This window comes from Micromonospora sp. WMMD967 (genome assembly GCF_029626165.1).
Lineage (GTDB): Bacteria > Actinomycetota > Actinomycetes > Mycobacteriales > Micromonosporaceae > Micromonospora > Micromonospora taraxaci.
This window is the reverse complement of sequence record NZ_JARUBK010000001.1, coordinates 930,189-951,941: the sequence shown is the minus strand read 5'-3', so window position 1 is coordinate 951,941 and position 21,753 is coordinate 930,189. Positions and strand designations below refer to the sequence as shown.

General features: G+C 71.3%; 24 protein-coding genes. 14 read left to right on the top strand and 10 right to left on the bottom strand.

Features of this window, described 5'->3' with window-relative positions:
- Positions 1–25: 25 nt before the first annotated feature.
- From O7631_RS04520 to O7631_RS04510, 3 genes are all read right to left on the bottom strand, one after another.
- A complete protein-coding gene (locus O7631_RS04520) occupies positions 26–679 on the bottom strand; it encodes an NYN domain-containing protein (RefSeq protein ID WP_278143147.1) in 654 nt (217 codons plus the stop codon).
- 206 nt (positions 680–885) lie between these two features.
- Complete coding sequence (locus O7631_RS04515; RefSeq protein WP_269683728.1) at positions 886–2,457, bottom strand: sugar transferase; 1,572 nt, start codon at positions 2,455–2,457, stop codon at positions 886–888.
- 264 nt (positions 2,458–2,721) lie between these two features.
- A complete protein-coding gene (locus tag O7631_RS04510) occupies positions 2,722–3,582 on the bottom strand; it encodes a DNA-formamidopyrimidine glycosylase family protein (protein WP_278143146.1) in 861 nt (286 codons plus the stop codon).
- 80 nt (positions 3,583–3,662) lie between these two features.
- On the opposite strand from O7631_RS04510, the gene O7631_RS04505 reads away from it, so the two are divergent.
- The gene (locus O7631_RS04505; RefSeq protein WP_278143145.1) at positions 3,663–4,976 is read left to right on the top strand and encodes a glycosyltransferase family 4 protein; all 1,314 of its coding nucleotides are present in this window, start codon (positions 3,663–3,665) and stop codon (positions 4,974–4,976) included.
- A 257-nt stretch (positions 4,977–5,233) separates the two neighbouring features.
- Here O7631_RS04505 and O7631_RS04500 read toward each other — a convergent pair whose 3' ends face one another.
- The 5 genes from O7631_RS04500 to O7631_RS04480 all read right to left on the bottom strand — a co-directional run bounded on the left by O7631_RS04500 (position 5,234) and on the right by O7631_RS04480 (position 9,012).
- Entirely contained in the window at positions 5,234–5,956 is a 723-nt protein-coding gene (locus tag O7631_RS04500; protein ID WP_278143144.1) for a CDP-alcohol phosphatidyltransferase family protein, read from the bottom strand.
- On the bottom strand, positions 5,931–6,998 hold the full coding sequence (locus O7631_RS04495; RefSeq protein ID WP_278143143.1) for an iron-containing alcohol dehydrogenase family protein: 1,068 nt from the start codon (positions 6,996–6,998) through the stop codon (positions 5,931–5,933). The genes O7631_RS04500 and O7631_RS04495 overlap by 26 nt, the downstream gene beginning before the upstream one ends.
- Positions 6,986–7,717 (bottom strand): phosphocholine cytidylyltransferase family protein, encoded by a 732-nt coding sequence (locus O7631_RS04490; RefSeq protein WP_278147841.1) that lies wholly within the window; start codon positions 7,715–7,717, stop codon positions 6,986–6,988. Before O7631_RS04490 ends, O7631_RS04495 begins: the two co-directional genes overlap by 13 nt.
- Before the next feature lie 78 nt (positions 7,718–7,795).
- Positions 7,796–8,563, bottom strand: coding sequence for a hypothetical protein (locus O7631_RS04485; protein ID WP_278143141.1), 768 nt, complete (start codon positions 8,561–8,563; stop codon positions 7,796–7,798).
- Positions 8,560–9,012, bottom strand: a complete 453-nt coding sequence (locus O7631_RS04480; RefSeq protein WP_278143140.1) for an NUDIX domain-containing protein — start codon at positions 9,010–9,012, stop codon at positions 8,560–8,562. Before O7631_RS04480 ends, O7631_RS04485 begins: the two co-directional genes overlap by 4 nt.
- A gap of 109 nt (positions 9,013–9,121) precedes the next feature.
- Between O7631_RS04480 and O7631_RS04475 the strand changes: the two genes are divergently transcribed.
- The 4 genes from O7631_RS04475 (at position 9,122) to corA (ending at position 12,735) form a co-directional block, all read left to right on the top strand.
- Positions 9,122–9,514, top strand: a complete 393-nt coding sequence (locus O7631_RS04475; protein ID WP_145778434.1) for a CBS domain-containing protein — start codon at positions 9,122–9,124, stop codon at positions 9,512–9,514.
- Between the two features lie 84 nt (positions 9,515–9,598).
- Positions 9,599–10,057 (top strand): ester cyclase, encoded by a 459-nt coding sequence (locus O7631_RS04470; protein ID WP_269681876.1) that lies wholly within the window; start codon positions 9,599–9,601, stop codon positions 10,055–10,057.
- Between the two features lie 106 nt (positions 10,058–10,163).
- Complete coding sequence (locus O7631_RS04465) at positions 10,164–11,258, top strand: PLP-dependent aminotransferase family protein (protein ID WP_088987144.1); 1,095 nt, start codon at positions 10,164–10,166, stop codon at positions 11,256–11,258.
- Between the two features lie 328 nt (positions 11,259–11,586).
- Positions 11,587–12,735 carry a magnesium/cobalt transporter CorA gene (gene corA, locus O7631_RS04460; protein WP_145778437.1) on the top strand — a complete coding sequence of 383 codons (1,149 nt, stop codon included), beginning with the start codon at positions 11,587–11,589 and terminating at the stop codon, positions 12,733–12,735.
- 113 nt (positions 12,736–12,848) lie between these two features.
- Here corA and O7631_RS04455 read toward each other — a convergent pair whose 3' ends face one another.
- Entirely contained in the window at positions 12,849–13,625 is a 777-nt protein-coding gene (locus O7631_RS04455) for a hypothetical protein (RefSeq protein ID WP_278143139.1), read from the bottom strand.
- Between the two features lie 84 nt (positions 13,626–13,709).
- Here O7631_RS04455 and O7631_RS04450 point away from each other — a divergent pair, with 84 nt between their 5' ends.
- The gene (locus O7631_RS04450; protein WP_088987147.1) at positions 13,710–14,240 is read left to right on the top strand and encodes a peptidylprolyl isomerase; all 531 of its coding nucleotides are present in this window, start codon (positions 13,710–13,712) and stop codon (positions 14,238–14,240) included.
- 100 nt (positions 14,241–14,340) lie between these two features.
- Complete coding sequence (locus tag O7631_RS04445; protein WP_278143138.1) at positions 14,341–15,252, top strand: rhomboid family intramembrane serine protease; 912 nt, start codon at positions 14,341–14,343, stop codon at positions 15,250–15,252.
- Here O7631_RS04445 and O7631_RS04440 read toward each other — a convergent pair.
- Positions 15,245–15,673, bottom strand: a complete 429-nt coding sequence (locus O7631_RS04440) for a PH domain-containing protein (RefSeq protein WP_278143137.1) — start codon at positions 15,671–15,673, stop codon at positions 15,245–15,247. The genes O7631_RS04445 and O7631_RS04440 overlap by 8 nt on opposite strands.
- A 111-nt stretch (positions 15,674–15,784) precedes the next feature.
- Between O7631_RS04440 and O7631_RS04435 the strand changes: the two genes are divergently transcribed.
- The 7 genes from O7631_RS04435 (at position 15,785) to O7631_RS04405 (ending at position 21,749) form a co-directional block, all read left to right on the top strand.
- Positions 15,785–15,952, top strand: a complete 168-nt coding sequence (locus tag O7631_RS04435; RefSeq protein WP_278143135.1) for a hypothetical protein — start codon at positions 15,785–15,787, stop codon at positions 15,950–15,952.
- A gap of 33 nt (positions 15,953–15,985) precedes the next feature.
- The gene (locus tag O7631_RS04430; protein ID WP_145778442.1) at positions 15,986–17,158 is read left to right on the top strand and encodes an acetyl-CoA C-acyltransferase; all 1,173 of its coding nucleotides are present in this window, start codon (positions 15,986–15,988) and stop codon (positions 17,156–17,158) included.
- Positions 17,159–17,213: 55 nt separating this feature from the next.
- Positions 17,214–18,227: a phosphotransferase gene (locus O7631_RS04425; protein WP_278143134.1), complete on the top strand. Its 1,014-nt coding sequence runs from the start codon at positions 17,214–17,216 to the stop codon at positions 18,225–18,227.
- Positions 18,228–18,339: 112 nt separating this feature from the next.
- Positions 18,340–18,852: a hypothetical protein gene (locus O7631_RS04420; RefSeq protein WP_278143133.1), complete on the top strand. Its 513-nt coding sequence runs from the start codon at positions 18,340–18,342 to the stop codon at positions 18,850–18,852.
- A gap of 89 nt (positions 18,853–18,941) precedes the next feature.
- Positions 18,942–19,634, top strand: coding sequence for a response regulator transcription factor (locus tag O7631_RS04415; RefSeq protein ID WP_278143132.1), 693 nt, complete (start codon positions 18,942–18,944; stop codon positions 19,632–19,634).
- Positions 19,627–21,093 carry a HAMP domain-containing sensor histidine kinase gene (locus O7631_RS04410; RefSeq protein ID WP_278143131.1) on the top strand — a complete coding sequence of 489 codons (1,467 nt, stop codon included), beginning with the start codon at positions 19,627–19,629 and terminating at the stop codon, positions 21,091–21,093. Before O7631_RS04415 ends, O7631_RS04410 begins: the two co-directional genes overlap by 8 nt.
- Before the next feature lie 56 nt (positions 21,094–21,149).
- A complete protein-coding gene (locus O7631_RS04405) occupies positions 21,150–21,749 on the top strand; it encodes a hypothetical protein (protein WP_278143130.1) in 600 nt (199 codons plus the stop codon).
- Positions 21,750–21,753: the final 4 nt, after the last annotated feature.

Sequence of the window (21,753 nt, the reverse complement as noted above, 5' to 3'; positions counted from 1 at the left end):
TGGCGGCGTGGCAAGCGCAGGTCCCTCAGCTCCATTTGGCGGGGCGCGTGTAGCTGCGCCCCGTCGCTGGGTCCGCGACGATGTTGGGCAACTGGGCGTCCCGTAGAGCTTGCTCGCGGATGAAGAACTGACCGAGATCGCCGACGCTGGTCAGGTGGCTGGAGGCCTTGGTGTTGCCAGGTGGCATGGCGAGGTAGATCCGTTGGCTGGGGTTGACCGCCCGTACGGTGGACAGGGCTGGGGCGAGGTCGGTGTCAGCGCTGATGAGCAGGGTGGTGTCCGCAATGCGGAGGGCCGCGTCGGCGACCATCATCGCACCGAGTGCGACGTCGGTCCCCTTCTCCTCGAAGCTCCTGTACTGCCGGCCGCAGCCGCAGCTGTAGCTCTGTCCGCAGCGGCGGCAATCCTTGATTGTCCGCTCCTTGAATCGCCCGAGGTGCACAGTGAGCAGCCCACCGTTGCGGATCTTCATGGCGTCGATGTAGCTGGTCTGGTTCTGGGCGGCGGCAGGTTCGTTCTTGACGATGGCTGAGAAGTAGTGGACCCCGGTGACGGTGTCCTTGGGCCGGAGTTTGCGTACGAGTTCTACGACGTCGAGCCACATGTGCTTGCGGCCGTACTTGTTCTTCATCCCGTAGTACAGGTTGAAGCCGTCGATGTAGGCGGCGACTGTGGCCACGTCCACCCCTCTGGTTCTCGGTGTTGGTGTATGGTTGGGCCATACGACGCCGAGAGATACGGCAGGAACGGCCCCCAACTGGGGGCCGTTTTTTTGTCCTTGTCCTGATTGCCGTTGGTCACCTTATCGCTACCGTACGACGGGTCCTGATGCGAGGTGGCCACCGGCTGCGCGACACCGGTGGCTCGAAGCCCTCGAAACGGGTGCTAGTACGCGCCCTTGCGGGCGAGCACCACCCCGACGGTGCGCCACAGAATGCTGAGGTCGTACGCCAACGACCAGTTGTCGACGTAGTAGAGGTCCAGGCGGACCGACTCGTCCCAGGACAGGTCGGAGCGGCCGGAGACCTGCCACAGGCCGGTCATGCCGGGGCGGACCAGCAGGCGGCGGCGTACGTCGCCCAGGAAGTCGCCGTCGTCGGCGGGCAACGGGCGGGGCCCGACCAGCGACATCTCACCCCAGAGCACGTTGATCAGCTGCGGCAGCTCGTCCAGTGACGAAGCCCGCAGGAAGCCGCCGACCGGGAAGACCCGGGGGTCCTGCTTCATCTTGAACAACATGCCGTCGGTCTCGTTGCGGTCGACGAGGCTGGCCAGTCGATCCTCGGCGTCGACGTACATGGTCCGGAACTTCCACACCCGGAACGTGCGTCCCTCGTGCCCCACCCGAGGTTGGCGGAAGAACACCGGCCCCCGGTCGGAGATCTTGATCGCCACGGCGATCACCACGAAGAGCGGGATCAGCAGCAGCAGGCCGAGGCCGGCGGCGACCCGGTCCATCAGGTTCTTGGCCAGCAGCGCGGGACCGGAGAGGGTCGGCTCCTCGACGTGCAGCAGCGGCAGGCCCTCGATCGGCCGGATGTGCACCCGGGGCCCGGCGATGTCGGTCAGCTGCGGCGCGACGACCAGGTCGACGCCGGAGCCCTCCAACTGCCAGGCCAGCCGGCGCAGCTCGCCCGGCTCGGCGCTGGCCGACCCGCAGACGGCGATGGTGTCCCCGCCGACCTCGCGGACCAGGGCCAGGACGTCACGGCCGGCGTACACCGGAACCGGGGTCGGCATTCCCCGGGCCGCCGCGTAGCCGTCGGTGATGTGGATGGCGACGGGCACCAGCCCGGCGGCCGGGCTGCGGGTGACCGCCGCGTAGACCTCCAGGCACTCCGGCAGGGTGCCGACCAGCACCATCCGGTGGGCGGCCTGACCGGCCCGACGGCGGATGTAGTGCAGCGCCCAGCGGGCCACGAACCGGCCCCACAGGATCAACAGCAGGGCGCCGAGCAGGGCCGTGCCGACCGTCCACCGGGACAACGCGGTCTTGGTGGCGAAGGCGAGGAACGAGACACTCGCGGCCACCGTCACCGCGGCCCGGATCACCCGCTTGAACTCGTCCGGGCCGAGCCCCAGGTAGCGCCGGTCGTACGCCCGGTTGCTCCAGAGGATCACCACCCAGCCGAGCGGAAGCAGCAGGTAGGAGATCGTGTGGAACCAGGTCGGATCCTGGTTGGTGCCGGTGAACCCGGAGGCAGCCTGGTCGAACAGCTGGATCGCGATCCAGCTGGCGAACGCCGCCGCGCCGAAGTCGAGCAGCAGCAGGATCGCGATGTAGGGGCGGTGCCAACGGGAGACACGGCGTCGAGCCCTGGTCCATGCCGACCGAGGGACGCCGTTGTGTGACGGCGGCGTCGGCGGCTGGATCTCGAAGCTGTCGACGTGCCGCACGAGTCTGCTCCGGCCTTCGTTGGATACCGGGCGCTGGAGGCTTGCCGTCACCTCACCCATGTCCTCCCGCATGACACGGGCCGCTCACTCGGCGTGAGGGCCCGGGTCGCCCACCGTCCCAGTCTCCCACGCGGGCTCCGACCGGTCGCCGCCCCGAGGGAGATTGGCGACCGATGGTGCCGGCGGGATCTGGCCGGCTCCGCACCATTTCAGAAGCCGGGGACCGGGCCACTATACCGATGGATGCGCGCGTGGCGAGAATGGCGGACCGGAGCTTCCGCTCAGGAAGGCCGATTCCGCTCCGTAGTCGCCACGTGGAATTACTCACCGTACGAGACGGGACAACCGTCGGTCAGCGAGGGGTTTTCCGCCGGTCTGACAGGTCGGGCAGTACTGCAGGCTCGAATCGGCGAACGACACCTCCCGCACGGTGTCTCCGCACACCGGGCAGGGCAGCCCGGTGCGGGCGTGCACCTTCAACCCGGAACGCTTCTCGCCCTTAAGTTCCGCTGCCCGCTGACCCAGGGACCGCTCGACGGCGTCGCCGAGCACCTGCCGGGTGGCCGCGTGCAGTGTGGCGATCTGGGCGTCGGTGAGCCGATCGGTGATCGCGAACGGAGACAACTTCGCGGCGTGCAGGATCTCGTCGGAGTACGCGTTGCCCACCCCGGACAGCACCGACTGGTCGGTCAGCACCCCCTTGACCTGCCCCCGCCGGCTCCGCAACCGCTCCGCGAAGGTGGGCAGGTCCGCAGCGAGCGCGTCCGGGCCCAGTTTGGCCACCCCGGGCACCGCCGAAACGTCGGTGACCAGGTACGCGGCCAGTTTCTTCTGGGTGCCGGCCTCGGTGAGATCGAAGCCGGAACCGTCGTCCAGGCGTACGCGCAGCGCGATCGGACCCTTGCCGGGCCGCAGCGGAGTGGTGGCCGGGAACGCCTCCCGGTAGTGCAGCCAGCCCGCCCGGGCCAGGTGCACCACGAGGTGCAGGTCACCCTCGAACAACACGTCGAGGAACTTGCCGTGCCGGCTGGCATCGACCACCGCACGACCAGCGACGGCGGTCGGTGCCGGTTCGTACGTCTTCAGGGCGCTGATCGCGGCGATCTCCAGCCGGTCGACACGCCGCCCCACCGCGCGCTGCCGCAGGTAACCCGCGAGCGCCTCAACCTCCGGTAGTTCGGGCACCAGCCAACGGTAGCCTTCTTTCCCGTGAGCGTGAGGAATGAGCTTGCGAGTCCCGCAATCGCGAACGAAAGGCAAGCTCAGTGAGAATCGTGGTGGCGCACAACCGGTACCGGGAAGCCCAGCCCTCCGGCGAGAACATCATCGTCGACTCGGAGATCGCCCAGCTCACCGCCGCCGGCGTCGAGGTGCTGCCGTTCATCCGCAGTTCGGACGAGATCCCGTCGATGTCGAAGGCCGCGAAGGCGCTGCTGCCGATCTCGCCGATCTGGGCGCCGCGTGCCCAGCACGACCTGAGCCGACTGCTCACCGAGCACCGACCGGACGTCCTGCACCTGCACAACCCGTACCCCCTGCTGTCGCCCTGGGTGGTGCGGACCGCGCACCGGCACGGCGTGCCGGTGGTGCAGACGGTGCACAACTACCGGCAGGTCTGCTCCTCGGGGATCTACTTCCGGGACGGGGTGATCTGCCAGGACTGCAAGGGCCGGGCGCTGGGGGTGCCGGCGATCAAGCACCGCTGCTACCGCGATTCGGCGGCTCAGAGCGCCCTGATGGCGACCACCCTGGCCGTGCACCGCGGCACCTGGCGTTCGGTGGACCGGTACGTCGCGCTCACCTCGGCGATCGCCGACCACCTCCGCGACTACGGCATTCCGGACGAACGCATCGTGGTGAAGCCGAACTCGGTGCCCGACCCGGGCCAGCCGTCGCCGCTCGGTGACGGGTTCCTCTACATGGCCCGACTCTCCCCGGAGAAGGGCCTTGACCTGCTGCTGGACGCCTGGCGTCGGCACCCGGTGGGTGCGCTGGGCACGCTGCGCGTGGCCGGCGACGGTGAGCTGCGCCCGCTGGTGGAGTCCGCCGCCGCCGAGCGGTCCGACGTGGTCTACCTCGGTCAGATCGACCGGGCGGGGGTACGGGCAGCGGTCGAGGCGAGCGCTGTGGTGATCGCCGCCTCCATGTGGCACGACGTGCTGCCGACCGTGATCCTCGAGGCGTTGGCCAGTGGTCGACCGGTGCTCGGCACGGCGCTCGGCGGAATCCCGTACCTGGTCGGGGCCGATGCCCCGCACGAGCCCGCCGGCACCGGCCCGGCCGAGAACGCCTCCGCCGTCGCCTCGCCGGTAGCGTCGGAGGTCGCCTCGCTGGCCGCTCCGCGGGTGGCCGGTGGCGGGTCGCCCATGCCGGCCGGGATCGGTCTCGGCGACGCCGGCTGGGTCGTCGCCCCGGAGCCGGCCGCGCTGGCCGCCGCCCTGCCGGTCGCCCGGGCCGGAGCGCCCGGGTTGGCAGCGGGCGCTCGGGCCCGCTACGAGCGCACCTTCCACCCCGACGTGGTCATCAAGCAGCTCATCGACATCTACGCGGGCGTGGCCCGCTCCTCCGCCCGCGCCTGACCCCGTCCCGCGCGGCGTTGCCCCGCGCTGGCGGTGCCCCGCGCGGCGGTGCCCCGCGCTGGCGGTGCCCCGCGCGGCGTTGCCCCGCGCTGGCGGTGCCCCGCGCCATGCGGCCGCAAGATCCGCACAACATCGGCGAAGTTGCTGTTTCCGGCGCCCCGGAGGCAGCAACATCGGGGAAGTTGCGCGGATCTTGCGGGTGCCGGTGCGCGCGGCGCGAGGCGGGCGGGGTGGGTGTGGTGCGGGGGCGACGCGGGTCAGCGTAGGGAGGCTCGGGCGGAGAAGGCGATGCTCGCCAGCAGGAAGCCGCCGTTGACGATGGTGAACGCGACCATCACCCAGAGGACCAGAGCGGGTGCCACGGCCAGCACCAGGGCGGCCACGAAGATCACCGCGCCGTAGTCGCGGACCAGCTTCACCAGACGGACCGGCAGCGAGGTCGAGGTGACCATGCTGGCGGCGTTCGGGCCGGACTGCATCACCGACGTCACCAGGTTGACCATCCAGGTGCCCGCGAAGGTCGCCACCAGCCAGGTCGGGGTGGACGGCTCCTGTGCCACAGCGGTGGCGGCCAGCGCGGCGACCAGCGCGATCTGCGCGGCCACGTCGCAGAGGATGTCGATCCGGGCGCCGGCCGCACTGCCTTGGCCGGTCACCCGGGCGAGCTGCCCGTCGGCGCAGTCCAGGGAGTACGCCACCTGCCAGCCGATCAGGGCGAGCAGGCCGACCACCCAGGCCGGTACGTCTCCGTCGGCGACCGGGCCGGCGAGCGCCACCACGGTGATCGAGGTGGCCAGCCCGAGCACCAGGTTGGCCAGGGTCAACGCGGTCGGGCGCAGCCCGAGCCGCTGGGCGACCAGCGCGAAGACAGCGCCCAGCCACTGGCTGATCGACTCGCTGAACAGGCCGCCGCCCCGGTTCACCCGGTGGAAGTCGGCGACGGTGGGACGGGGGTCAGCCAAGCTGGTCGCGGATTGCACCGGCGTAGTCTGCCAGCCGCTCCCGCGTCTCGGTAGGCGACAGCGCCAGGTGTTCGAGGATGGTGTAGCGGTCCGGTCGGGTACGCGGCGCGAACTGCACCGCCTCGACGAACTGGTCGTCGGTGAGCGCCACCTCGGCGGGGAGCCGGGGTAGCCCGTGCCGGGTCAGACATGCCGACATCTCCCCGAAGCGGCGCAGATCTCCGCGCAGCCAGGTGCAGAACAGCGCGCCCAGGCCGGCCAGCTCGCCGTGTGAGGCGGTGCCGGGGAAGAGCGAGTCGACCGCGTGCATGATCTCGTGGCAGCCGCCGCTGCACGGGCGGCTGGTGCCGTCGACAGCCATCGCCAGGCCGCTGGAGATCAGCGCCTCGGCCAGCACTGTGACGAACGCGTCGTCAGTCATGTCGCCCGGGTGGTTGAGCACCGCCTCGGCACCCGCTCGCGAGAGCGAGGCGGCCAGCCCGTCGACCGGCTCACCGCGTACCTGGCGGGACAGGTCCCAGTCGGCCAGCGCGCTGATGTTGCTGACCACGTCACCGATGCCGGCCCGGTTGTGCCGGTCCGGACCGCTCTCCACGAAGTCCAGGTCGACGATCACCGCGATCGGGATGTGCACCCCGTAGGAGCCCTTGATCCCGTCGGTGATCAGGCTGGCGACCGGGGAGGCGATCCCGTCGTTGGCGAGGCTGGTCGCCACCGACACCATCGGCAGCCCTCGACGGGTGGCCGCGTACTTGGCCACGTCGATGGTCTTGCCGCCGCCGATGCCCACGACCGCGTCGTACGAGCGGGCGCGGAGCTTGCCGCCGAGGTCGTCGGCGGCGTCCAACGTGCCCCCGGTGACGGTGAACACGTCGGCGGTCCGCAGCGACGGCCGGATCAGCTCCGCGATCTGGGCACCCTGGCCCGGACCGACCACCACCGCGACGTCACCGCCGGAGGAGATCCGCCCGTCGGCCAGGATCGCGGCCAGGTCGGCGACCGCCCCCCGCCGTACGTCGATGTGCAGCGGGGTGAGGATGCTCCGCGCTAGTAGCGGCACGCGATCTCCCGCGCGCGGGCCAGGTCGGCGTGGTTGTCGACCTCGACCCACGGGACGTCACCGATCGGTGCCGCCCGCACCTCCCCACCCCGGTCGGAGAACTCCTGGTAGCCGTCCTCGTAGTAGAGGTTCGGGTCCCGTCGCCAGGTCGCCTCCAACGCGTCGGCGAGGGCGTCGGCGACCTGCGGCTCGATCAGCGTGGCACCGATGTACTCCCCGTACGCCTCGCCCGGGTCCATGATCTTGGTGATCCGGGTGAGCTGACCGGCGGCGTCGAAGGTGGTCTTCATCTCCTCCTCGGCCAGCGGCTTGAGGGTGTCCACAGCGAGCAGGATGCCCGGCCCACGTTCGGCGAGCAGCGTCTTCTCCACGCTCACCGGGTGCACGGTGTCACCGTTGACCAGCAGAACGCCACGCGCGAAGTGCTCCCGGGCCAGCCAGAGCGAGTAGGCGTTGTTCCACTCCTCGGCCTTGTCGTTGTGCACCAGGGTGATCGTGACCCCGTACTTCTTCTCCAACTCCGCCTGGCGGGAGACGACAGCGTCCGCCGCGTAGCCGACCACGATCACGACGTCGGTGAGCCCGACCTCGGCGAGGTTGCCCAGCGCGATGTCGAGGATCGTGGTCTCGCCGTCCACCGGCACCAACGCCTTCGGCAGGGTGTCGGTGTACGGACGCAGCCGGCGTCCCGCTCCGGCCGCGAGCACCATTCCGATCATCGCGACATCCTCCCTCGTCCTGCTGCCCGTCATCGGTGGAGGATAGCGCCGGTCGGTCGGCCCGCTCTGGTCAACCGGTCAGCCGGGTAACGCCGCGAGGTCGGCGAGCAGGGTCAGTCGCTCCTCGGCCCCGAGGGCGGCGTACGGGCCGGCGGCCCTTCGGTCGGTCTCCAGCTCGATGGCGGTCCGTTCGGGACCGGCCGGCAGGGTGGCGACGCTGGCCGCGGTGTGCCCGGCGGCGGCCCAGGCGGCGGCGTGCGCGTCGGCCCGGTGGTAGCGCAGCGTGCCGAGCCGGTTGAGCAGCAGCACGCCCGACGGGGTGCCGTCCGGCTCGTACGGGGGTGCCATCGCGGTGAAGGCGGAGCCTCCGTCGTCGCCCTCCTCGTCGGCCAGCACCAGGGCGTAGGACAGCAGCCGGCCGAGCGCCGCCACCATCCGGGACACCCGCTCGTCGTGTCCGGCCCACAGTTCCTCGGTGACGTCGGCGTGTACCTGGTACAGCTCGCCGAGGAAGGCCGCCCCCCGCTCGCTGGCGGAGAGCGTGCCGTCCGCGCTGCGCTGAAGCATCCCGTACGCCACCTGTTTGTCCACCGCCCGGCGGCAGGCGACCGGGTCCTGGTACCGGGTGACAGCGGCGAACCCCGGCCCGTCGACCCGGCCGCCGGGTGCGGCCAGCCGGGTGCGCAGGTCGACCAGGAATCCGGTCGCGGCGGTCCCGCCGTACCGCTGGACCAGAACGGCGCCGCCACCGTCGCGACCGGCCAGCATGCCGGCCCGGAAGACCCGGTCCACGGCCGGCGCGAGCAGCCCGGCGATGCGGTGCGGGGCCAGCTCGACGCTGTTCACGGACCTGTCGAACGCAGCGCGGCGAAACCCTCGTCCGCGATGCGCCGGATCAGCCCGTCGTTGACGTCGCGGTGCTCGTCCAGGACGGACAACTCGTGTTCGGCGAGCCAGCGGTACTCGGTGTGCTTGCCGGCCTCCAGCCTCGGGTGGTCGAGGTCACCGTCGACGCGGACGAGGAAGTCGTACTCGATCCGGGTCAGGCCGTCGTCGCCCACGTAGGTGTACTCGCCCACCTGGCCGAGGACGTGCGAGAGGAACCAGCCGGTCTCCTCGGTGATCTCCCGGCGGAGCGCCGTGTCGATGTCCTCGCCGGGTTCCACGTGACCGCCGACGATGTCCCAACAGTTGGGGAAGAGGCGTCGGTGGGGTGAGCGTCGCTGGAAGAAGATGCGGCCGTCGTGGTCGACGATCAGCGCGCCGGCGCAGCGCAGGGGCTCGGTGGACACCATCCGACAGTAGCGAGCGTTCGGGTTGTGCCAAGGCGCGGCCTTGTCCCGGAAACATCCACGGACGACCATGTTCCTACCGGATGCCACCGTCCCAAGGGAGTGATGTGTGATGCAGGTACGGGATGCCATGTCCAGCCAGGTTCTCGTCGTCGGCCCGGAGCACACGCTCCGCCAGGCGGCCCGGATGATGTCGGCCCGCGGTGTCGGGTCGGCGGTCGTGATCGACCCGGATTCCGAGGGAGTCGGGATCATGACCGAACGCGATGTGTTGAAGGCTGTCGGCGCGGGCCTGGACTGTGACGTGGAACGCACCGGAGCCCACCTGACCTGGGACGTGGTCTACGCCGGGCCGGAGTGGACGGTGGCCGAGGCCGCCGCGGCGATGGCCCGGGGCGGTTTCCGGCACCTGGTGGTGCTGGACGGTCGGGAGGTGGCCGGGGTGATCTCGGTTCGGGACATCATGCGGGTGTGGGCGGAGAGCCAGGCGGTCGCGACGACCTGACCGGGTGAGGTGTGGCAGGTCGGATCGACGGGTAAGCATCCCTTGCGGGCGCGGAGAGACCGTCACCCGCAAGGGGAGGGCCCGATGCGTGACGCGGAGCGCCTGGTCGAGCAGCAGTACGCGATGCTCCTGCGTCGGGATGTGGCCCGTCTGCCGGATCTCTACGCCCCGGAGGCGTTCTACGCCATGCCGGGCGTGACGGTCCGACCGATCGAGCTGCCCGCACTCCTGCGTACCTGGACCGGCGCCTTCCCGGACCTGCGGGTCGACGCGCTCGGCGCGGTCCGCACCGGCGGTGGCGCCGCCGTCGAGCTGCGCCTGTCCGGCACCCACACCGGCACGCTGCACTCGCCGTACGGCACCGTCGCGCCGACCGGCCGGACGGTGAGCTGGGAGGTGGCCGACGTGGTCCGGGCCCGCAAGGGCCGGATCACCGCCTGGCGTTCCTACTTCGACTGGAGCCAACTCCTCGACGCGCTCGGCGTGCAGTTTGAAGGGCTTTCCCGGGCTGCGCACCACGACGCGCTCGCCCTTCCGGTCTGAGTTGTCGCCGACCGGTGGAGTCGGGTCACCCGTCCCGGTGGCTCAGGATGCGGACATCGCCGTGCCGTCCGCGCGCGCCCCGTCGCCGCCCGTACGCTCAACATCCATGACCGCCGAGCAGTTGATCTCCTTTGCCCGTGGGGCTCCCTCGCTGGACATCGTCGATGTCGAGGGGCTCAAGGCCGCCGCCGTCCGCGCCTTCGACGCCGACCCTGCGGGGGTGACGGCATACGGCACCTCCGTCGGTTACGTTCCGCTGCGAAAGTGGATCGCCGAGAAGCACGGGGTCGAGACCAATCAGGTGCTGGTCACCAACGGGTCGCTCCAGGCCGACGCGTTCCTCTTCGACCACCTGGTCCGCCCCGGCGACGCGGTGGTGGTGGAACGCCCGACCTACGACCGGACGCTGCTCAACCTGCAGCGGATGGGCGGTGAGCTGCACGGCATCTCCGTCCAGCCGGACGGTCTCGACACGGCCGAGTTGCGCAAGCTGCTGGAGTCCGGGGTCCGGCCCCGGCTCGCCCACGTGATTCCGAACTACCAGAACCCGGCCGGCATGACGCTCTCCCTGGAGAAGCGGCGGGAGCTGCTCGACCTGGCCGCCGAGTACGGGTTCACCATCTTCGAGGACGACCCGTATGCGGACATCCGTTTCCGCGGCGAGGCGCTGCCGTCGATGCTCTCGCTGGACACCCGCAACGTGGTGGTGCACGCGTCGAGCTTCACCAAGACGGTCTGCCCGGGTGTCCGGGTCGGATATCTGGTCGGCCCGGCGGACCTGATCGCCGACATCGCCAAGAACGCGACGAGTCTCTACATCTCGCCGGGGATGGTGTCGCAGGCGATCGTGCACCAGTTCTGCGTCTCCGGTGACATCGACCGCTCCATCGAGACGGTCCGCGCGGCGTTGGGTGAGCGGGCCCGGGTGCTCGCCGAGTCGTTGCGCCGGCACCTGCCGCAGGCGCGGTTCGTGGAGCCCGACGGTGGCTACTTCCTCTGGGTGGAGTTCCCGGAGGACGTGCTCGTCGACCGGCTCGCTCCGGCTGCCGCCGAGCGTGGGGTCGCGGTGGTCAAGGGCAGCGACTTCGTGTTGGACGGCGGGCGGCACGCGCTTCGACTGGCCTTCTCGGCGGTGACCGCCGATCGGATCGACGAGGGTGTCCGTCGTCTTGCGGACGCCGTCGAGGCCGTCCGCAGCTGAACGAACTGTCAGGTTCCTGACAGAACGACGATGCCGGCCGTCCCGGGACTCCCGCCCGGGCGGCCGGCGGCCCACAATGCTGCGAGCGTCATTCGTGTTACGTCGCGGAAATCACCGCCCGACCCTCCCCCGGGCCGGCCCGCGACCAGGATGACGCGGCAGCACAACCTCCCGCCCCCACGGGTGTCGGGTGGGCCGTGTCGTTCCCGCACACCCCCCGATGCGGCCCGGCCCACCCGGCACCACCCCCACGCGACCGCCGTCACACGTTTCCTCGACCGCAGTCGGCGTAGCCTGCAAGCCGCAGCTGAGCGCGGGAGGTGACGCGATGACGGATCGGACAGAGCGGGACCGGACGGCACCGTCGACCACCGGTCGGGTGTTGCGACCTCGGGCGTGGCCCTCCCCGGTCCGGGCGATGACCCGGATCCTGCACACCGACGGCGCCCCGCCGGCGCCGACCCCCACCGGCGCCGGTCGCAGCTCGGTGGTCGACTGCGCGCTCTACGTCGACGGCAAGCGGCAACCCGGCGACTGGACGTACGCGGAGGCGCTGACCGCGGCCCGCCGCGAGGAGCACGGCTTCGTCTGGCTCGGTCTGCACCAGCCGGAGCTGGCCGAGATGACCGCCATCGCGGAAACCTACGGTCTGCACGAGCTCGCCGTCGAGGACGCCGTCAAGGCCGAGCAGCGTCCCAAGCTGGAGCGCTTCGGCGAGGTCGTCTTCCTGGTGCTGCGTACCGCCAGGTACTGCGAGCACGCCGAGCTGACCGAGAACTCCGAGGTCGTGGAGACCGGCCAGGTGATGCTCTTCATCGGCCCGAACTTCGTGATCAGCGTCCGGCACGGCGACGCCTGCCGGCTCGCCCCGATCCGTGCCGACCTGGAGACCAAGCAGGATCTGCTGCTGCACGGCCCGTGGGCGGTGGCGTACGGGGTGACCGACCGGGTGGTGGACCTCTACCTGGAGGTGGCCGAGCAGATCGAGGACGACCTGGACGTGCTGGAGGCCGAGGTCTTCGACCGGCACGGCCACGGGCGGATCCAGCGGATCTACCAGATGAAGCGGGAGCTGGTGGAGTTCAAGCGGGCGGTGGTGCCGTTGCAGCGGCCGCTGATGACGCTGACCTCGCAGGTCAACCGGGACGTGCCGAAGGAGGTCCGTCGTTACTTCCGGGACGTGCAGGACCACCTCAGCCGCACCGTGGAGCAGGTGAACTCCTACGACGACCTGCTGAACTCGATCCTCCAGGCGCGGTTGGCGCAGGTCACCGTCGACCAGAACAACGACATGCGCAAGATCGCCGCGTGGGCGGCCATCGCCGCGGTCTGGACCTCCATCGCCGGCGTCGAGGGCATGAACTTCGACAACATGCCCGAGCTGAAGATGACGTACGGCTATCCGGTGGCCCTGGCTCTGATGCTCGGCGTCTCGCTGGCCCTCTACCGCTGGTTCCGGCGCAACGGCTGGCTCTGACCGCAACCGCAACCGCAACCGCAACCGCGACCGCGACCGCGACCGTCGACACGGAAGCGCCGGCGCGCGGAGTGATCCGCGTGCCGGCGCCCGTTTCGCCGCCGCTGTGGTGGTCAGCGCCGCCCGTTGGTGCGGGCGGTGTCCTTGCCCAGGGCCTTGGTGAGGTCGTCGGTCGGCCGACCGGAGACGTCCGTGGCACCCTCGGCGACCGACGGGACCTTGTCGGTCGGGCGGATGCCGGTCTTCTTGGCCGGGCTGGTGGTGCTGGCGCTGGTGCCGCCGGCCACCGCCGAGCTGCCCGCGCCGGTCATCCCCGCCGCGCCGGCCATGGCGGACCCGTCGCCGCCCTTGGTGGCGGACGGCGTACGCACCTCGATCGAGTCGACGTCGTCGCGCATCGGCTCCAGGGTGCGGGTCGGGTCGTACTCGGCCCACTCCTGCTGCTCCCGGCGGCGGCGGAGCGCGACCGCGCCGGCCAGGCCGGCGATGGCACCCGCCGCCAACAGGCCGGTCATCATCGAGCCGCGACGGCGCGGCTGCTTCTTCTTACCGGTGATCCGCATGGTCTTCGACTTGGCCTTCCTGGTCAGCGGCCCTGCCTGCGCGGCGCCGTCACGGGCCGCCGCCGCCAGCGGCGCCAGCGTGGTGAGTGTCGTCCCCCAGCCGGTCGACGCGCGGTCGCGCACCTTCGCGGCGGTCGGTGCCACGTAGCCCCGGGCCACCTGGACCCGCGGGCCGACAGTCGCGCCAGCGCCCTTGGCGGCATGGTTGGCTGCCTGCATCAGGTGGCTGATGCTCTGGTTCAGCTCGGCCTTCGCCAGCTGCCCCTGGGACTTACGCCGCCCGAATCCAAACACGGTCCTACCTCCTGGGAGTTGTTCCTTCGTCATCCTCCACCTTCGGATGCCTCCGCGATGCCAGATCGGGCACATGGGAGGATCCGCATGGAACTGACCAACGAGTGAGGAGTACCCGTGGCCGAGGCTGTCTACGCCACCTTGCACACCAACGCTGGCCCGATCCGGCTGGAGCTCTTCCCGAACCACGCTCCGAAGACGGTCCGCAACTTCATCGACCTGGCCGAGGGCAACCGGGAGTACACCGACCCGCGCACCGGTCAGCCGGGCAGCGGGCCGTACTACGACGGCACCATCTCGCACCGGGTGATCAGCGGGTTCATGGTCCAGATGGGCGACCCGACCGGCACCGGTCGGGGTGGGCCGGGTTACAAGTTCGCCGACGAGTTCCACCCGGAGCTGCGCTTCGACCGGCCCTACCTGCTGGCGATGGCGAACGCCGGACCGGGCACCAACGGTTCGCAGTTCTTCATCACCGTGTCGCCGACGCCGCACCTGAACAACCGGCACACGATCTTCGGGCAGGTCGCCGACGAGCAGTCGGTGAAGGTCGTCGACTCGATCGCGAACACCCCGACCGGCCCGAGCGACCGTCCGCTGCAGGACGTCGTCATCGAGCGGGTCGAGATCGAGCGGTCTGCTGCCTGAGCGACCGGCGAGGTACCTTTGCTCGCATGATTGAGCGCTCCGGAGCACCGCACCGTCCGGCGTCGGTGGTTCGCGTGGCGGTGGACGGCGGGTCGACCCGGTGAGCGAGTCGCCGCCGACCACCCCGGTCTGCTACCGGCACCCCGGCCGGGAGACCTACGTCCGGTGCACCCGCTGCGACCGGCCGATCTGCCCGGAGTGCATGCGGGAGGCGTCGGTCGGGCACCAGTGCCCGGAGTGCGTCAACGAGGGCCGTCGCAGTGTCCGGCCGGCGCGTACCGCCTTCGGTGGCGGTGCGGCCGGTCGGCACGGCTATGTCACCAAGGCCCTGATCGCCGTGAACGTGCTGCTCATGCTGCTCTCCATCGCCTCGGACCGGGGCGGGGACGCGGCGGTGGGCGGTTCCGGCTTCGGCGGTCTGATGGGTGGCAGCACCCCGCTGACCAACTGGGGGTCGGTGCTCGGGCTGGCGGTCTTCCCCGACGGCACGCTCGGTGGCATCGCGGACGGCCAGTGGTACCGGCTGATCACCGCGATGTTCCTGCACTACGGCGTGATCCACCTGCTGCTCAACATGTGGGCGCTGTGGGTGCTCGGCCGGTCGTTGGAGGCCAACCTCGGGCCGCTGCGCTTCGGCGCGCTCTACCTGATCGGTGGGCTCGGCGGCAACGTGGCCGCGTACCTGTTCAGCGCCCAGAACTCGGCCACCGCCGGTGCGTCCACCGCCGTCTTCGGCCTCTTCGCCGCGCTGATCATCATCGAGCGGAAGATGGGCCGGGACATCTCCCAGGTGATCCCGATCCTGGTGATCAACCTGGTGTTCACCCTGACCGTGCCGGGCATCTCCATCCCCGGGCACCTGGGCGGCCTGGTGGTCGGTGCGCTGATGGCACTGGTGCTCGCCTACGCGCCGCGCGGCCGGCGCACGCTGGTACAGGCCGTCGGTGGTGGGCTGATCCTGCTGATCCTGCTGGCACTTGTCCTCTTCCGGACGGCGCAGCTACTCAGCTGACCGGGCGGGCCGCCTCCAGTGCGGTGGCCGCCTCTTCCGGGGTGGCCCCCAGGTCGTACCGGCCGAACAGGTGCAGCGAGTTGCCCGCGTCGATCTCCAAGGTCTCGCTGGTCAGCCCCAGCCGGGGCCGCCTGTCGACGGTGATCGCCTCGATGGTCGGCCAGGGCAGCAGCCGGTGGCCGGCGAATCCGTGGATGACGGTGAGTCCGCTCGAATCGACCGCCAACCGAACCGGTGCGATCAGGTCGCGTGCCGCCCAGACGACCAGGACGGCTGCGGCCAGAATGGCCAGCACCAGCCGGACCGCGTCGCCGTCGGCGAAGAGCAACCCGAGTGCGATCAGCAGGACGGCACCGGCGAGCTTCGCCGCAGGCAGGGTCGACGGCACCCGCCACTGCCGGTGTCCGGTGATGTCATCCACCCGCCCAGCATGCCAGCGCCCCCCGCTGCCAGCGCCCCCGCTGCCGTCGATCATGGAGTTGTGGTGCCCCACATATGGTGCGAAGTGGAATCTTCTGCCCACCACAACTCCATGATCGACGCCGGAGAGGGCGACGCCGGAGAGGGCGACGCCGGAGAGGGCGACGCCGGAGAGGGCGACGCCGGAGAGGGCGACGCCGGAGAGGGCGACGCCGGAGAGGGCGACGCCGGAGAGGGCTGGCCGGAGAGGGCTGCGCGGCGGCTCGTCGCGTCGGCGTAGGATCGGGGCAGCCCAAGTTACCGGGGAGTAAACATGAGTGACGCGGTCATCGTCGGCGCGGTGCGTACCCCGGTCGGGCGGCGTAAGGGCAGCCTCGCCGGCGTCCATCCGGTCGATCTCTCGGCGCACGTGCTGCGCGCCCTCGCCGAGCGCACCGGGCTCGACCCGACGCAGGTCGACGACGTCTTCTGGGGCTGCGTGTCCCAGGTCGGCGAGCAGTCGTGGAACATTGCCCGCAACGGCGTGCTCGCCGCCGGCTGGCCCGAGACGGTGCCCGGCACGACACTGGACCGGCAGTGTGGCTCCAGCCAGCAGGCGCTGCACTTCGCGGCGGCCACCGTGCTCTCCGGCCAGGCCGATCTGGTGGTCGCCGGTGGCGTCGAGTCGATGACCCGGGTTCCGATGGGCTCCAGCGTGGCCGGCGGAATGCCGTTCAGCGACCAGCTCCGGGACCGGTACCGCGGTGTCGAGGGCTTCGCCGACGACGCGCCCCTGCCGTTCAACCAGGGCGTCGGGGCCGAGCTGATCGCCCAGCGGTGGCGGCTCACGCGTACGCAGCTCGACGAGTTCGCGTTGGCCAGCCACGAGAAGGCAGCCGCGGCGCAGGACGCCGGAGCGTTCGAACCCGAGCTGACGCCGGTGCCGCTCGGCGACGGCGGCAAGTTCGCCGCCGACGAGGGCATCCGCCGGGACACGACACTGGACAAACTCGCCGAACTCGCCACCCCGTTCCGCGCCGACGGCGTGGTGACCGCCGGGTCCGCGTCCCAGATCTCCGACGGTGCCGCTGCCCTCGCGGTGACCACCTCCGAGTGGGCGAGCCGGCACGGCCTTCGGCCGCTGGCCCGGATCCACACCGCCGTGGTCGCCGCCGACGACCCGGTCACCATGCTCACCGCGCCCATCCCGGCCACCGCGAAGGCGCTGCGCCGCGCGGGGCTGGGCATCGAGGAGATCGGGGTGTACGAGGTGAACGAGGCGTTCGCCCCGGTGCCGCTGGCGTGGTTGGCGGAGACCGAGGCGGATCCGGAGCGGTTGAACCCGCGTGGAGGGGCCATCGCCCTCGGTCACCCACTCGGTGGCTCCGGCGCCCGGATCATGACCACCATGCTCCAGCACATGCGGGACAACGGGATCCGCTACGGCCTGCAGACCATGTGCGAGGGCGGCGGCATGGCCAACGCCACCATCGTCGAGCTGATCTGACGCCTGCCGGAAAAGGCGTCGCCCCGGCCCGACCGGGCGGCCTAGGGTGCCCAGCGTGACGACGACCTCTGGTGAGCGCAGCTCTGACTGGTCCGACGAGCAGTGGCAGGTGCGGGCCCGCACCTGGGTGGACGCGCACCTGAGCCGTGCCGGCCGACGGGTGACCGGGTTGGTGGAGCCTCGGGTGCGTCCGTGGTCACTGGTCTGGCGGGTGCCCACCGACGACGGCCCGGTCTGGTTCAAGGCCAACAACCCGGGCACCGTGCACGAGGCGGTCCTGGTCGAGACGCTCGCCGAGCTGACACCCGAACGGGTGCTGACCCCGATCGCCGTGGACCGGGAGCAGGGCTGGTCGTTGCTACCCGACGGTGGTGAGTCGTTGCGCGACGTGCTGGGGCGCGACCCCGACCTTTCGCACTGGGAGCGGGCGCTTCCCGGGTACGCGGCGCTGCAACTGGCGAGCGCGCCGCGCGCCGACGAGCTGGTCGCCCTGGGCGTGCCGGACCACCGTCCGGAGACGCTGGCCGGTCTCTTCGCCGAACTGCTCGAGGATCACGGGTCGCTGCTGACCGGTGCCGAGGGCGGGCTCAGCCAGGACATGTACGAGCGGTTGCGGGCGGAGCTGCCGTCGTACGCCGAGCGGTGCCGCCGGCTCGCCGACATCGGGATTCCGGCGACCGTGCAGCACGACGACCTGCACGACGGCAACGTCTTCGCGGGCCCGGACGGATACCGCTACTTCGACTGGGGCGACGCGTCGGTGGCGCACCCGTTCGGCACGCTGCTGGTGACCCTGCGTTCCATCCGGTACGCCGAGAAGCCGGCGGCCGACGACACCCGGCTGGCCCGGTTGCGGGACGCCTACCTGGAGGCGTGGACCGACAGGTACGACCGTCGGACCCTCGTCGAGGCCGCCGACCTCGCGATCGAACTGGGCCCGGTGAGCCGCTCGCTCTCCTGGCGTCGAGCCCTGGACACGCCGGACGAGTCGCGTGCCGAGTACGCAGACGCGGTTCCCGGTTGGCTGGAGGAGCTCTTCGCCGCTGACCTGTTCCAGCCGGATTCCTGACCACGATCCGTCGCAGTCGGAAGTCGGACAGCCAGTGCGTCGCGGTGTCGTGGAACTTCCAAAAATCCGCCGTGACCCACGTCACCCGGTCGGGGGCGTCGTTGGGCAGGTCATGGACGTCTTCTCCCGAACGTTCCTCCCGGCCGCCGCCGAGGCTGGCCTGGCCGTGCAGACCGTGAGCCGGCACATGCCGGTCTTCCGGCGCTGCGTCGGCTCCGGTGACGCCACCATCCTGGTCACCCGATGCAGCCGCCCCGACCGTCCGGTCACCGGCGACTACCTGCTGCTGCTCACCCACCGTCGACTGGTGGTGACCCAGCAGACCCGACTCCTGCACCGACTGCGCCTGCACCTCAACACCGAGTTGCGCGAGCTGAGCAACGTGACCTGGAGCCCGGACCCACGACTGCAGTGCGTCGAGCTGGCGGCCACGGCGATCGACGGGATCCGCGAGCGGTTCCTCATCCGTACCAGCCATCCGAAGCGGGTGTGGCAGCTCGACGCGCTGCTCAACCACGCGTTCCGGACGCGCCTGCGGGTGCCCCGGGAGCGCGTCGTCGCCACGATCAGCGACACGCCAGCCGCCGCACGGCCCAGCGCGTTCCGCCCGGCCCCGGTGAGCTGACCAGCTCTCAGCCGGTGCCTTGCGCTGCTCTTACCTAACCCGAACACGCACCGATCGCGCTGGCCCGCCCGGTCGGCAATCATGGGCCGGTGACCGTCGAACCGCCGCACCGCGGGCTCGTCCTCGTGGTCGAGGACGAGCCGGCCATCGCCGACCTGGTCCGGCTGTATCTCACCCGGGACGGGTTCGGCGTCCACCTGGAACGCGACGGTGTGGCCGGCCTGAGCGCCGCCCGCCGACTACGCCCGGTGGCCTGCGTTCTGGACATCGCGCTGCCGGGCCTGCCCGGCACCGAGATCTGTCGTCAGCTGCGCGAGGCCGGTGACTGGACACCGGTCATCTTCCTCACCGCCCGCGACGACGAGGTCGATCGGATCGTCGGCCTGGAGTTGGGCGCCGACGACTACGTGACCAAGCCGTTCAGCCCCCGGGAGTTGGTCGCCCGGGTGCGTGCGGTGCTGCGCCGTTCCGCCGGTGGCCCCGAAGGCGCGGAGCGGCCGCGCGTCGTCGGGCCGGTGACGCTCGACCCGGCACGCCGGACGGTCAGCGTCGGGGACGCACCGGTGCAGCTCACCTCCACCGAGTTCGACCTGCTGGCCCACCTGATGGCCCGGCCCGGCCGGGTCTTCACCCGGGAGGAACTGCTGGCCGGGGTCTGGGGGTACGCCGCACACGCCGGCACCCGCACCGTGGACGTGCACGTCGCCCAGGTACGGGCGAAGCTCGGCCCCGCCAGCGTGATCCGCACCCACCGCGGCGTCGGGTACGCGGTCGATGCCTGACCGTCCCCAGCGTGTCGAGTCGCCGACCATGACCCTGCCGGTGGTCGGCGCCAACCCGTCGGCCGCACCGCGGCGGGGCCGCTTCGGTCGTACGCTGACCGCCCGGGCGGTGCTCGTCACCTGCGCTGTGGCACTGGTGTCGGTGCTGGTCACCGCGATCGTGGCGGTGCCGCTGGCGATCCGCGGAGCGGAGCGACGGGATCAGGACGCGCTCGCCGCCCAGGCCCGGCTCGCCGCCGAGGTGCTACGGACCCGACTGGACCGGGGCCGCAGCACCGACGAGGAGCGGCTCATCCAACAACTACGCAACCAGGGCATCGACGCGTACCTGATCCGCCGCGGGACGGTCGACCGATCCGGCCTGCCACCCCGGGTGGTGCAGCGCATCGGGCAGGGCCGCAACGTGTCGGTCCGGCGCGTCGTCGACGGGAAACGGGCCCTGGTCGAGGGCCGGGCGCTGCCCAACGGCAACGGCGTGGTGCTGTCCCGTCCGTCGTCGGACGGGCTCTGGGCCCAGGTGCTGCGCAGCCTCTGGTTGCCGCTCCTGGCCGGGCTCGCCGCCGGTGTGGCGGCCGGTCTGCTGCTGGCCCGCCGGCTGGCCCGGCCGATCCGCATCGCGGCCACCGCCGCCGCCCGGCTCCGCGCCGGAGACCGCGCCGTCCGGGTGCCGGTCGAACCACCGGACGAGGTCGCCGACCTGGCCGAGGCGTTGAACGGCCTCGCCGGCGCGCTGGCCACCAGCGAGGGACGGCAGCGGGAGTTCCTGCTGTCCGTCTCGCACGAGCTGCGCACCCCGCTGACCGCGATCCGAGGGTACGCCGAGGCGCTCGCCGACGGCGTGCTCGGCGCTGACGACACCGTCGACACCGGTCGGACGATGCTGGTCGAGGCGCAACACCTGGACCGGCTGATCGGGGATCTGCTGGCGCTGGCCCGGTTGGAGGCGGCCGACTTTCCCCTCGAACCGGTGCCGGTGGACCTCACCCGGTTGGCAGTGGACGCGGAACCGGCCTGGTCCGGCCGGTGTGCGGCGGTCGGGGTGCCCTTCCGGTTGGAGACACCCGGTCGACAGGTGCCCGCGTACACCGATCCGGGTCGGATCCGTCAGGTGCTGGACGGGTTGCTGGAGAACGCGCTGCGGGTCGTACCCCCGGGGTCGCCCGTGGTGCTCGCGGTCCGGCCGGCGGGCGCGGACCCGGCCGCCGGCGGTGTGCTGGAGGTCCGTGACGGTGGGCCCGGCTTCACCGACGACGACCTGGCGGTGGCGTTCGAACGCGGTGCGCTGCACGAGCGGTACCGGGGGGTGCGCAAGGTGGGCAGCGGACTGGGGCTGGCGTTGGCCGCCGGCCTGGTCCGCCGACTGGGCGGCGAGATCACCGCAGGGCACGCGCCGGAGGGCGGTGCCGCCTTCACGGTCCGGCTGCCCGGTGATCCTTACCTGACCCGAACATCGTCCTGACGCTCCGCTCGTCGTTCCCGGGGAGGCTGAGGGCTCCACTGCAGAGAGGGAACGCCATGTCGCGTTGGGGATTCGCCACCGGCACAACCGCCCTGCTGGCGGCGGTCGCGCTCGGTCTCAGCGGCTGCGGTGCGGCCGAGGTGGCCAGCCAGCCCGCCCGGGAAGCGGCCGTCGAGGTCGCCGCCGCCATGGGCGTCGAGGGTCAGGCGCTGACCGCCATGGGCTTCGACGCCGACGACCTGGACGTGCAGACCGTCGCCGCACCGGCCACCCCGACGCCCGGCGCCTCCCCCACCGCTCAGGAGAAGGCCCGGGAGAAGCGCGGCGAGGAGTGGCGCAAGCGCCGGCAGGCGCGGGTGCTGCTGCGTAAGAACACCCTGCACGGTGAGGCGGTGGTAAAGACCAAGGACGGCGGTACGCAGACAGTGGCCGTTCAGCGCGGCGAGGTGACCGCGATCGACGGCAGCTCGATGACCGTCAAGTCCACCGACGGCTTCACCATGACCTGGACGTTCGGCGAGGACCTGCGGGTCGTCGAGCGGCGCAACACAGTGCAGCCGAGCGAGGTGAAGGTCGGCGCGACGGTCGGCGTCGCCGGTGCGAAGGACGGCGACAAGGGCGCGGCGCGGCTCGTGCTCATCCCCCGCACCAAGTGAGCGA